General features: G+C 44.8%; 8 protein-coding genes. 3 read left to right on the top strand and 5 right to left on the bottom strand.

Annotation, left to right across the window (positions count from 1 at the left end; genetic code table 11):
- Positions 1–335 precede the first annotated feature (335 nt).
- The 4 genes from ACETMN_RS15930 to pdxS form a co-directional block, all read right to left on the bottom strand.
- Positions 336–2,609: a beta-glucosidase gene (locus ACETMN_RS15930; RefSeq protein ID WP_091018966.1), complete on the bottom strand. Its 2,274-nt coding sequence runs from the start codon at positions 2,607–2,609 to the stop codon at positions 336–338.
- Between the two features lie 19 nt (positions 2,610–2,628).
- Positions 2,629–3,861, bottom strand: coding sequence for a PTS sugar transporter subunit IIC (locus ACETMN_RS15925; protein ID WP_091018968.1), 1,233 nt, complete (start codon positions 3,859–3,861; stop codon positions 2,629–2,631).
- A gap of 200 nt (positions 3,862–4,061) precedes the next feature.
- Complete coding sequence (locus ACETMN_RS15920; protein ID WP_411736350.1) at positions 4,062–6,575, bottom strand: GH39 family glycosyl hydrolase; 2,514 nt, start codon at positions 6,573–6,575, stop codon at positions 4,062–4,064.
- A gap of 151 nt (positions 6,576–6,726) precedes the next feature.
- The gene (gene pdxS / locus ACETMN_RS15915) at positions 6,727–7,611 is read right to left on the bottom strand and encodes a pyridoxal 5'-phosphate synthase lyase subunit PdxS (RefSeq protein WP_200869424.1); all 885 of its coding nucleotides are present in this window, start codon (positions 7,609–7,611) and stop codon (positions 6,727–6,729) included.
- A 147-nt stretch (positions 7,612–7,758) separates the two neighbouring features.
- Between pdxS and ACETMN_RS15910 the strand changes: the two genes are divergently transcribed.
- From ACETMN_RS15910 to ACETMN_RS15900, 3 genes are all read left to right on the top strand, one after another.
- Complete coding sequence (locus ACETMN_RS15910; RefSeq protein WP_091018969.1) at positions 7,759–9,249, top strand: PLP-dependent aminotransferase family protein; 1,491 nt, start codon at positions 7,759–7,761, stop codon at positions 9,247–9,249.
- Between the two features lie 59 nt (positions 9,250–9,308).
- Complete coding sequence (locus ACETMN_RS15905; protein ID WP_091018971.1) at positions 9,309–11,330, top strand: ATP-dependent DNA helicase; 2,022 nt, start codon at positions 9,309–9,311, stop codon at positions 11,328–11,330.
- 144 nt (positions 11,331–11,474) lie between these two features.
- A complete protein-coding gene (locus ACETMN_RS15900; RefSeq protein WP_091018973.1) occupies positions 11,475–12,002 on the top strand; it encodes a DinB family protein in 528 nt (175 codons plus the stop codon).
- Between the two features lie 66 nt (positions 12,003–12,068).
- Here ACETMN_RS15900 and ACETMN_RS15895 read toward each other — a convergent pair whose 3' ends face one another.
- Positions 12,069–13,010, bottom strand: coding sequence for a family 43 glycosylhydrolase (locus ACETMN_RS15895; RefSeq protein WP_091018975.1), 942 nt, complete (start codon positions 13,008–13,010; stop codon positions 12,069–12,071).
- Positions 13,011–13,029: the final 19 nt, after the last annotated feature.

Here is a 13,029-nt window from a genome sequence, read left to right as displayed (position 1 = left end):
CTTTAAACCAATATGTAAAATAACTATTGTCAGTATACAGTAAATGTCGAAGCGTGTAAATGAGAACAATAATCAATATCATTTATCTGATAAATAAAAAGAAACCCCTTATGGGTGCCTCATTTCGTCGCATTATCGTAAACTTAATCTGTGACAGGTTCAATGCCCTTCTCCTCTGGTGACTAACATGAGCTGAAATCCGTCACGGTGAATATGACAGTTGTTGCCGCATCCTGGTTCGAAGGTTACGTTCCATAACGATATATCCCGAAACGTTAGAAAAACCAAGTTCATGTCCTTTGTTTAGGATTGAACTTGGTTTCTCTTTTACTTAACTATTCATTACGTGCCTGATTAACCTTGGCGATAAGTTCATTAATAATTTCATCAGGTGAACGCTCATTCATCCATTGTTGACCGAACATTTGGAATACTTTGATCATCGGGAAATCTGCCCAGAATCCCACAAACTCCTCGTTAAGGTATACCTTGTCCGTAACATGCTCGTTCATTTCATTCAGGCGATGCTCCAATTCCTTTTTCGCTACAGGATCACTCATCCACTCACTGAGCAGACTGAATTTGTGGAACGTGATTTCTTCCTTACCAAAGTCACAATGCAGACGTTCCGTAATTCGGAGATCTTTGGACGAGCTGCCAAGTGAAATTTGGAAAAACCCGGTCTCAGCCACCCAACGGTTATACTTGGTGTTGTAATATGAGAAATCTCTCTCTTCCAGTTCAAAGGTAATCTTGCGTTTTTCACCCGGCTCCAATTCAACTTTGGCAAAAGCTTTTAATTCTTTCTCTGGACGGGTCCATGTGCACTCTTCATCGTGAACATACAATTGAACAACTTCTTTCCCCTTGCGCTTTCCGGTATTTTTCAATTGGAAAGACACAGTAACACCGGTATGGGTCTGAGACACTTCCAGATCCGTATAGGAAAACGATGTGTAAGACAATCCGTGTCCAAACGGGAATTGAGGTGCCAGTTCTTTCCGGTCATAATATCGATAACCCACGAACAGGCCTTCGCGATAATACAGCTTGCCGTTCTCTCCGCGAATTCGCATATGTGAAGGGTTATCCGACAGTTTGACAGGGAATGTCTCAGACAGTTTGCCCGAAGGATTCGTCTGTCCGAATAATACATCTGCAATCACTTTACCCATGCCTTGACCCGACAACCAAGAATGAATCACACCAGGTACATGCTGTACCCATGGGCGCATCGCCAGTGCAGAACCGCTGCTCGTTACGACAATACACTTGGGTTGAACTGCGGCTACCGCGAGAATCAATTTCACTTGATGCTCGGGAAGATCAATGCCTTGCAAATCATGCATCTCGGATTCCGCATATTCCGGTTGGCCAACAAACAATACAGCAACATCAGAATTCATCGCTAATGAGACGCTTTCCTTAATTAGCTCATCATTGATGGAGTCATCCTCCGGGTACCCTTCTGCATAATTTATGGTCGTGGCATCGCCAGCCAGATTTTTTATCTCGTCCCATGGAATATCGACATTTGTAGGCGTTACCTTTGCACTGCCCGCTCCCTGAATTCTCGGTTTTTTGGCAAAGCGTCCGATCACCGCAATCGACGAAATGGACTCCTGCCCTAGCGGGAGAATCGCGTTCTCATTTTTCAGAAGCACAATACTTTCGGCCGCCGCTTTACGTGCGAGTGCATGATAGTCCGAATCTGGAGAAGAATCCATATCTTTCTTGCCCGTTACCCGCTCAACCAGTTTCAGAATCCGGCACACGCTTCGATCCAACTGTTCTTCGGACAGGCTTCCGTTCTGAACCGCTTCAATGATCGCTTTGGCATTGTAATTTGCGGGACCCGGCATCTCCAGATCAAGCCCAGCCTTCAGACCGCGTATGCGATCATTAACAGCTGTCCAGTCGGATAGAACAACACCTTCATAACCCCACTCTTCTCTCAAAATGTCATGCAGCAAATGTTCGTTCTCACTTGTATACGTTCCATTCAATAAATTATAAGAACACATAACCGTCCAAGGATCGGATTTCTTAATAATCCGTTCAAAGGCGCTCAGGTAAATCTCGCGGAGCGTTCGCTCATCGATTTCCGAACTGGTTACCATCTTCTCGAACTCCTGGTTGTTACCCGCAAAGTGTTTGACAGAAGCGCCCACTCCTTCGCTTTGGATCCCGTTTATAAACGCCGCTCCAAGTTCTCCCGTCAAGTATGGGTCTTCCGAGTAGTATTCGAAGTTTCTTCCGCCAAGTGGCGTTCTTTTCATATTGACACCAGGTCCAAGCAGCAGCTCAACGTCCATGGTTTTTGATTCACGTCCCAGTGCCACGCCAACTTCATACAACAATTCCGTATTCCACGAAGAGCCGATGGCTGAACCCGTAGGGTAACAGGTTGCGGGTACATTTTCCGTTGTAATCCCCATTTCTTCATCGCTGTTCGTTTTACGGATGCCGTTTGTTCCATCATACATATGAACTGGCGGAATGTTTAACCGCTCGATTCCTTTTGTCATCCACATATTCAATCCTGCGCAGAGTGAAGCTTTCTCTGCCAGAGTCAATGCCGACAGTAATTCATTAATTGATTTATCCATAGTACTCACCCTTCTGATATTAATTTTCTTCCTGTTCTTTCTTCAGTTCCTGTGCATCATACAGTTTGAAAAACGGAAACCAGACAATAAATACAATTACCAGGACAACCGCCAGCAAGATGAGCCCGTTGAATCCAGACATAATGTAGGTGGACAGGCCGATCGGTGTATACCATAGCTGGAAGATCTGGCTTGGAATTCGTACCCAACCCCAGTCGAGAGCCAAGTACACAATGACCGGTGTAATAAGTGAGTTAATCCACATCGGCACCATGAGTAATGGATTAAAGGCAATCGGTGCTCCGTACACGACGGGTTCATTGATGTTGAACAAGGATGGGATAATAGTTGCCTTGCCGACAGATTTCAGCTTTTTCGAACGTGCCATCAGGAACCAAACAACTAACGGCAAGGTCGCTCCCATTCCTCCAATACCCAACCATCCGGAGAAAAAGGTTTCAAACGTGTTGATATTGACGGGATCTTGTCCCGCTGCGACAAGAGCTGCATTTTCTTCGATTGCAGGTATCCAGATCGCGTACCAGATCGGTGTCATAACCCACGGGCTAACGCCAAAGGAATACAGTACTACGCCGATAAAGTTAAACAATAAAAATCCGGTTAAACTTTGTCCTACGGCATTGATCGGCTCAAAAACGTTCACGATCAGTCCAAAAATATCAAAATGAAGCTGATATACAAGCACCCATCCTGTTGTTAATACCAGGGCGATCGGGACGAGAAAATCGAACCAGTCCATAATGAATTCGGGAAGTGAAGATCCCTTTTTGAAGAACGAAAATTTGTTGCACATGATCATTACAAGAGCGACGAATACACCTACCAAGAGTGCTGTAATCATCCCCGAGGGTCCAAATCGTTCAAGGATGAACTGAATGGTACCGTCTTCGTTTACTGTCGGGTTAAGTAGCATAACGAACAGAGATATCCCCGTCATTCCCGCCAGCAACTTGATTTTATGTCGTTCTCTTTTTTCCATCACGACATAAGGCGTCAAAAAAGCAATAAACAACCCCAGCAAACCGAAACTGAATGTCGTGATAGGTGTCAGGTCCGGCATTCCCGGAATGAAATCCTGCAAAATCGAAATCAATGTAATAATTGAACCGATGAAAATCATCGGAATGGCGACCATGATGGCTTCTTGAATCGAAGAAACCCAAATATTGTTCGTAAACGCCTCCAATCTTGGCGCAAACGAATCAGTCATCCATTTCATGAAACGCTTCATCCTAAACTCCCCCTGTCTTCCTCTATGATGCTACAACCATAGTATATCGATTTATGTTAACGCTTTCTTGTTGGAACTTGCCGCATCATGGTTCGTTTTTTGCCCAATCCATCGCTATAGTTCTAGCTTGCCAGCCTGAACAAGAAATAAACAACAAAAAACATCCCTTCAAACTGAAAGGATGTCTTAAGAGCACTTTTTTAATATTGTCTATCCAAAATGAGCAGCATTACCCCATGCGGTGGAAGAAAAATCTCTCTGCGCCAACATTCATCCCTTATCATCTCTGTCTCCATCACCGGGCCGCTCCTCCCGTTTAAAAAGAAGATTTCTTCTTCCGTCAAGGAATAGGGCGATCCCATGCGGGTCCACTCATCAAATACCGATCCATGCTCCCGGTCCAATTGATAACTGGTGCATTTATAAAGTCCCTCGAGATTGCTCAGGGTAAGTTCATAAGCTTTGCTGCCTTTTTCCTCAAATACGTCATAGCGGGTTGAGCTGGATAATTCCGACCAATCTCCACTTGCAAACAGCCGGTCTACATGCACATAGTTATAGAACAAAAACTGCATGCTTCCATCCCTTTTTCGGGTTGCGACATACCCGTCTCCCTTGACGAGCAGCTCATCCCCAAGCTTTTGCATAAGTTCAAATGCATAATAGCTAGGTTTCTTCAGCCCATCGCGGTTAATCAGGCCAAAACCTCCGTAGAAAGGAGAAGAGGGAACGATACTTTCTTCGAATACATCGGTAAAGGACCAGAAAGCCATCGCTTTCACGTCACCAAGTGTGTGCATGGTGTGGTAAATGACAAACGGAGCCATGAACATGGTATCGTGCAGCAAATTCCGGTCATACAGCGAAAAGTTCCACTCAGTGACATGAAGTTCAACATGACCGTACGATGACGCATTCATTTTTTGCCGCATAAGTTCAATACTCTCTTTATAAAAAGCAGGCGGCATGATCTGGGTTAAACGATCCTCTTCAACTTTTAGCTTGGGATACTCCGAATAGATGTGAAACGAGAAAAAGTCGAGAGCCACTTCACGCTTGCGGCAATAGGACAAAAATTCCTCAGCCCAGGTATCGTTCCAGAGAGAACCGTAACCCATAGCTGGCCCCCCCACCTTCAGTTCTGGCAAGATCGATTTGATGGCATGAACGGTCGATTCGTAAAACGCAAAGTATTCTTCTTTACTTCCTGCCCAACAAACACCCGCCAGGTCAGGCTCGTTCCATACTTCGAAATACCACCGTCTCACCTCTTCTACTCCATAACGATTTAAACAATGGCGAACGAATTCGCCAACAAGCGCCTGCCACTTGGCAGGGTCGGATGGCGGGCTAATATTCCCCCTCCACCAAAACAGCGTTTCTTTGGATCTCGCCAGCTGGCTCGGCATAAAGCTTAATTCCACAAATGGCCGAACGCCCTGATCCAGCAGAAAATCATACAACTTGTCCACATAAGACCAATTATAGAGGGGCGTGCCCTGCTCGTTCTCGCTGTACACCATCATCTCGTCATTAAAGATGCCGTGAAATCGAATATATTTAAAAGGTACTTTTCCCTTCAGCGCGGTGAGCTGCTTCCGCCAATCTTCACGCAAACCTTCAATGGCTCTCCCTGCCGTCATGGTCATATTCCAGTGCTTTTCATAGACAGACGACGTCTGATCCGCACGAATTTCAATATAAGTTTGGTCTGACAGATGTACAGACGGTACAGGAAGCATGTCCTGATCGGCGTCTACCTTAGCATCCAGATATCGATACAGCGAGCCAATCGCATTCAGCGTTTCCATCTCGTAATAATCTCCGCTTGAAGACTCCTCATATGTTTTGGGTTTGCGGTTCACATTCAACTGATGGAGTTCCGTTGTACGAGAAGCTTCCCGATAGGAACCTGGCGTACAGCCGTACTTTTCCTTGAAGTATTTGTTAAACAGCTTCACATTGGCAAATCCGCAATCCAGCGCAATCTCCGAAATATTTTTGTCGTTTGCTGCCAGCTGAGCCTGAGCCTTTTCCAAGCGAATGAGCGTCAAATACTTTTGGAAAGGTATCCCGATTTTGTCGGTGAAGAAGTGGGAGAAATAATGCAAACTTAAATGTTCGGAATGCGCCATATCCTGCAGTGTAATCTTCTCATTGTAGTGTAAATCAATATATGTGAGGACCCTGTTCAGTCTTTTATAGTCATAATCCCTGCTACCGTCTTCCAATGCGGAATTCGTTCCACTGGAAAAATACCTCTGCAGGCATCCGCATAACATCTGTAATCTGCCCATTGTAAAATTTTGATAACCCGGCGTTTTTTTGTTGATCTCCCATACCATTTGCGCAAGATATTGTTTAATACTTTGCAGGCGAGGAGCGTTTTGTTCCACGTTCATAGCAGAGTTACAGGAGATAAACACATTATTGTTCATCAACTCGGGACCAAACTGCAATGTTAATAATACATTGTCCTGATTGGTTCGTTCGATCTTGTGGACGGACATACTGTTAACCACGATCACATCATCTTCATGCAGTGTATATTGCTGCTGGTCCAGATACATGATGATTGAACCGTGGAGAACATATACAACTTCCACTTCCTTGTGCCAATGGAAATCAATATGTTTTACCGAGTTCACGAAGAGTTTCATAGGCAGATCGTCCTGATGTTGAATAAACTCATATAGATAGCGAATTGTCTGCACCTTCCTTCATACCGATTATTATAGGCACAGCATTTTGAAGATATCAACAAGCTAAACAGTAATAACAAAAAAGCCGATCAATTAAGGTTCAATTGATCGGCTCTTCTATATAAATGTTCAAACTACCTATTCAACTAGATGCCCTGTTATCTTACCAACCGCGGTTGGACATGCGCTCTTCTGGAGCCAATTTAGAAATTTCGATCCCTTTCATCGGGGCACCCAAGTTTTTGGATACTTCGGCAATCAGTTTGTAATCTGTGTAATGTGTAGTAGCTTCAACGATTGCACGAGCGAATTTCTCAGGGCTATCGGATTTGAAAATACCTGATCCTACAAACACACCATCTGCTCCCAGGTGCATCATTAATGCTGCGTCCGCCGGAGTAGCTACACCGCCTGCTGCAAAGTTAACGACAGGAAGTTTTCCATTTTCATGAACTTCGCGCAGCAACTCATAAGCTACACCCAGATTTTTGGCTTCAGCGTACAGCTCGTCCTTGGACATGTTTTGCACTTTGCGGAGCTGGCTGTTAATTAGACGCATATGACGAACTGCCTCAACAATGTTACCCGTTCCAGGCTCACCTTTTGTACGAATCATCGATGCACCCTCACCAATACGGCGAAGAGCTTCTCCCAAATCTTTGGCTCCACATACAAATGGTACAGTAAACTCATGTTTATCAATATGGAACACTTCGTCTGCAGGTGTAAGAACTTCACTTTCATCGAGATAGTCCACACCCAGGGATTCAAGCACTTTGGCTTCTATGTAATGACCGATACGTGCTTTGGCCATAACTGGAATAGATACAACCTTCATAACCTCTTCAACGATGGTTGGATCTGCCATACGAGCTACACCGCCGGCTGCGCGAATATCGGAAGGTACCCGTTCAAGAGCCATAACAGCTGTTGCCCCTGCCGCCTCAGCAATTTTAGCTTGCTCTGCATTCATAACGTCCATGATGACGCCACCTTTTTGCATCTCAGCCATTCCTCTTTTTACACGATCTGTACCTGTTTGCATGATTGTAGTCCTCCTAAGTAACTTTTGGGTGATTTTCAATAAAGGCATCGCTCTAATCTATGATTTAGTATAGAATGAGAATGGTCATATAAAAAGATCCAATATTTTCGGTTTTTATTGTACCACTTCAATGATAACTCTGGAGGTCCTATGCAATTTCATGTAGCTTACAGTTCATATTTGAACCGAAAATATACGAAGATGAAGGCTCTCTATCATGCCATCCGTGATGCAATTCATGAAGGTAATCTTATACATGGCGAGAAGTTACCCTCTACTCGAGAGTTAGCTACGACGTATCACATTTCCAGAGGAACTGTGAATCAGGTCTATGATACGTTGACTGCTCAAGGTTACATTCATTCAGAGCATGGAAGAGGAACTTTTGTTGCTTACCAGTTGGATTTGAACAATAATGCGTCCACCGTGAAAGCTTGCACGCATCACTTATCCGCCTGGGGAAATCGTATTCAGCAGTTTGAACATCAGACGACTCAAAGAAATGCACCTGCCAATGCCCATACACATGATTCCAGAATGAATAGCGACGAAGTGATCGACTTTAGCAAATATCAACCTGACTTCTCCAAGTTTCCTTACGATGAATGGAATAATCGATTGTATGCAGAGATAAGGCAGCGTGAGCATCACCTGAAAACAACCTCTGCTATGGTTAGTTCAACCGGGGATCCAAAATTGAGAGAAGCCATTGCTGCCTATCTTCGGAGGATGCGGGGCATTCAAGTCGATCCGGATCATATTGCAGTAACCGCAGGCTCCATGCAAGCTATAGCTCTACTCACTCAATTACTTGCTGATCCTGGGGATTATGTAGTGACAGAAAGTCCTTGTTATGTCGGGATTTCTAAAGCCATATTGGCTGCGGGTGCAAAGTTGATTGAAGCCAATCTCGATGGTCAGGGCGTTGTGCCCCAAGACTGGGAAGCACGAATGTTGTTTGTCACGCCGTCACGACAATTTCCTACTGGTGAAATGCTCAGTCTGGAACGCAGACAAACCTTGCTGGACTGGGCACAGCGAAATGATGCCATGATTGTTGAGGATGATTATGATAGTGAATTCCGATATCGCGGCATGCATGTTGAACCACTGAAAACACTTGATAAAGCAGGACGCGTAATCTATCTAGGCAGCTTTACAAAAACCTTGCCTTTAGAAGTACGACTTGGTTATGTGGTTCTTCCCCCTACCTTGGCTGACACCTTTAGAAAGGCACAGGCTTTATACGAGCCAAGACCCGTCAACCTGATCGAACAACGGGCATTAGCTGCATTCATGACAAGTGGTCAATATGAGCGTCATCTGCGCAGAATGAATCGATTATACAGTCGCAAATTCCATCTGTTACTCAAACTTTTGAACAAGCAACTCTCTACATGGTTTGATTGGGTGGAGAACGAAGCGGGTCTACACGTGTTTGGCTGGTGGCGAGGTAATGTGTCCACTTATGAGGCCTTTCGGGAATCGGCTAGGTCACAAGGTGTGGTATACTCAGAAGTCAGCAGTTCAACGTCTGTTGGTACGAAGTATGGTATCTATTTGTCTTTTGCACATTTGTCAGATGAACAATTACAGGAAGGCGTATCCAGATTAAAAAATGCCGTTACAACTGCATTGTGAGGTAAATCGTCTCCAAAGTGAGTACAAGAAGATCATCATTCGGAAGAGGGGCGATCGTTATGAATTGGTTAAATGAACTCTACAAAATGAATAAACAGGAACCGGACAAGGAAATCGAACGTTCTTTGGTTAACGCCATCTTCCGAATATATGACCGGTTCCCCCGAATTGGCCTTAGAGAGCGGATCGGACAGCAAGAAATGTCTCTTGATATCGCCGATGCTTATATCCATGGGCATAACGCCATGATTGAAGCTGGGGTTGGAATCGGTAAGTCTTTTGCGTACCTGATCCCAAGTCTGCTCACGAATCAAATGTCTCAGAAACCAGTCATTATAGCTACATCCTCCATTCAGCTCTCGGAACAGATACATAAAGATTTAAGGATTATTGGTAGCCGGTTGGGATTCTCAACGGTTCGCTCCGTGGTGGGGAAAGGCATGGGTCAGTATGCCTGCAGAAGTAGAGCAGCGGAATGGATCAATCTTAATGATGCAAACGCCTCCGTATCTACCCTTGCACAGCGCATATTAGATTATGAAATTGATGAAAGAGCCGATATTAAAGCTGGAATTAGTGATGCCGAATGGTCCCACGTTTCCGTGAATGATTGCAAATTTGAACGTTGTCATCACAAAAATGCATGTTTGTTTTACGATATGAGAGCGAAATTAAATGCAAAAGCTCACGAGATTGATTTTATTATCGTTAACCAGGACTTGCTGATACGGGATTTGATGAAGAAAAAAGAAGGAACCAAAAGCATCATCTCGGAACAGCCTGCTCTGATCGTCATTGATGAAGCGCATAATCTGGAAGCAAAAGTTCGAGATGCCAGAACACTTGAGTTCACTTATCGCGGAATCTGCCGCATTCTGGATACCACGGTGCAGCTTCTAACGAAGCAGTCCGGAGATAAAAGTCTCTTCTCACAATCCAAGTTCATCAAAAACTGCGCTGAGCGCATCTTCAAACAGGTAAACGCAGATTTGCTCGACCATGCCAAGCAGGATAACGACCGAATCAAAGTGTCGAAGATCAAAGGAGTACCGTTGAACAAAGTCGCGAATGATTTAAAAGATCTCAGTCTGCGCCTTTCCATTTTGACCTCCCGTCACGAGCGGGAAATAGATGACGCTTTTGAAGCCACCAACGGGCTTATTACCCTCATTCATGTCTTATCTGAGATTGAGAACAACTATCTTTTATGGGCAAGCAGTCCCCTGGGAGTAGCCACGATCAGTATCTGTCCCAAAGATATAAGCCAATTTCTGAAATACGCTTTATTTAATGGCAAGGTACCTGTAATCCTAACATCAGCAACGCTGTGCCAAGGCGGGGATACGCTGGAGGAACAATATTCTTATATGACGCACTCCCTTGGTTATAAGGGAGATTTCTTAGAGCGCCAACCCTCCCCTTTTGACTACACCAACCATGCCATGATGTATATTTCGAACAAAGTACCCTATTACCACCACGATCAGCGCGAAAACTATCTTGAAGCAGCGTACAACGAAATGGTTCAACTCTGTAATCTAACTCAGGGAAGAACAATCGTCCTTTTTTCAGCAAAAGAGGACATGAAGTACATTCACAAAAAGTTGATCTCAAAGGCTAATGAATACACATGGGCAGTCCATATTCAAAAAGAAGGATCTTCCCAGGACAGTGTCATCGCCGAATTCAGGAAAAGCAAAGGTGTACTCCTGGGTACCGGTGTATTCTGGGAAGGCGTGAATATCGAGGGGTCTGACCTGTCACAGGTCATTATTTTCCGTCTGCCCTTCCCTGTTCCATCGGATCCTGTTTATGAATATAAGGCATCTGTAACGGAGAATCCGTTCATGGAGGTGTTTGTACCGGACATGCTCCTTCGGTTACGGCAAGGAACGGGACGCTTGATTCGTAGTGAAACGGACCTTGGCATACTCAGCATACTTGACTCCCGTCTCAGCACAGCAGCAAAAAAGAGTTATCGGGAACAGGTGCTGGAAACATTGCCGTTCCAAAAAGTGACGGAGGATTTTGCGGTTTTGGAGAAGTTTGTTCAAAATAAGAGGATACGACGTACGGATTAGAAGTGGAATAACACGTAACCTTGAAAATCTGCCTAAATTACATGAAACGGCCCTTCCGCTCATAATGTGGAGGGGCTAATTTCATGCTGTAGGATATATGCTACAATATATTCCAGATCTACGAATCCCAAAGGAGGCATTACCATGGTTGAAAGACCAACTACAGAGGAATATGCAGCTTATTATGCAGGGTACATCCAGCTTGTTCCTGAAGGGAACATCATCGAACGCTTAGAGCTGCAATCCAATATCGTACCAGCTTTGCTCTCTTCATTGACAGAGGAGCAAGCAAATTATCGTTACGCCGAAGGCAAATGGAGCGTGAAGGAGGTCATCGGTCACCTTTTGGATAACGAACGCATCATGAGCAGCCGATTGCTTCGCATCGCCAGAGGTGACCAAGCGAATCATCCCGGCTACGATCAGGACGTGCTTATGCAGAGCCATCCCTTCAATGCGTATACCGTAGCTGATTTGAATGAAGAATATGCTGTCACACGTCGCTCAACCATTCTTATGCTCCGTCGCCTCACCCCGGAAGCATGGCTCTGTAAAGGGATCGTCAGTGATAACACTGCTTCAGCTCGATCGATTGCATTTGTTATGGCTGGACATGAGCTCCACCATTTATCAGTACTTCGCGATCGCTATTCGTTAGATTTGAAATTATAAAATTCATCCAAAAAGACTTTGAACCTGCATTCTCTGTAGGATCAAAGTCTTTTCTCATCAGTCGGTTTATCGTTCAAAATGAATCAGATGTGCATCCTCCCGCAAAGATAACGTGGAATACTCATCTAGAATCGGAATGTCCCCATTGAATTCAATGGGCAGGACCACATAGCTGGATTGAAAGTAATCCGATCCGTTCCAGCGATCCGCAAAATACAAGTACTCCTCAGCGGATCGTTTCAGCACAAACGCTGGTTGCGTTCGAAACGTCGTTTCATCCCCAAAGTCGCTGAGTATCCCCCATGGACCATCCATCGTATTAGCCATCGCGTATTTCCCTTGATTGGGAGCCCAACCCGTGCAAAATGAGGTCACCATATAATACTTCCCTTTCCGTTTGAAGACAGTTGGCGCCTCCCTATATTCCCCCTGCCACAGCTTTCCGACAAGACTTTCCACATTAAGGTAATCTTCCTGCAGACGATAGATGTGCAAGTCCGCATTGTCTCTGGCAGCCGAAATAAAATATGCCGTCCCGTCATCATCCTGAAAGAGTGTGCAGTCACGCGACATATACCCGTACGGATTGAAGCTACCATGATAAACAAAATGGCTGTCTGGATAATCCGAGGTAGCGATGGCGCATGCAGCATCGTTATAATTCTCACCATTCTCATAGTGAACCCAGAGTACGAACTTCTTGGTCACCGCGTTGAACAGCACTTTAGGCCGTTCGAGATTCACCTTTCCACCTTTATCGTTCACTAATGCCAGATTTGTCCGAACACGAATGGGTGCAGCTGGCGTAGAGGTGGTCAGGATATGGTTCCGAAACTCCCAGTTGAATAGATCTTTGGATCGGTAACAACTCACATATATATCGTCTCTCCGATCTTCGCCATACCAGTAATAATAGTCGTCATGGAATAACATATGTCCACCATGGGCATGGATCAGATTACCATTTGAATCATTCCAGATGCCACCATTAGTTAGTTGATTATTCACACCGTTACCTCTCTTCTTT

Source organism: Paenibacillus sp. M2 (assembly GCF_046713495.1).
Classification (GTDB): domain Bacteria; phylum Bacillota; class Bacilli; order Paenibacillales; family Paenibacillaceae; genus Paenibacillus; species Paenibacillus amylolyticus_B.
This window is presented reverse-complemented; position numbering and strand designations above follow the sequence as displayed.

What these genes read in the sequence shown, in the direction of transcription:
- ACETMN_RS15900 (WP_091018973.1), top strand. Translation starts at nt 11,475, where the DNA reads ATGGTTGAAAGACCAACTACAGAGGAATATGCAGCTTATTATGCAGGG.
- ACETMN_RS15905 (WP_091018971.1), top strand. Translation starts at nt 9,309, where the DNA reads ATGAATTGGTTAAATGAACTCTACAAAATGAATAAACAGGAACCGGAC.
- ACETMN_RS15925 (WP_091018968.1), bottom strand. Translation starts at nt 3,861, where the DNA reads ATGAAGCGTTTCATGAAATGGATGACTGATTCGTTTGCGCCAAGATTG.
- ACETMN_RS15930 (WP_091018966.1), bottom strand. Translation starts at nt 2,609, where the DNA reads ATGGATAAATCAATTAATGAATTACTGTCGGCATTGACTCTGGCAGAG.
- ACETMN_RS15910 (WP_091018969.1), top strand. Translation starts at nt 7,759, where the DNA reads ATGCAATTTCATGTAGCTTACAGTTCATATTTGAACCGAAAATATACG.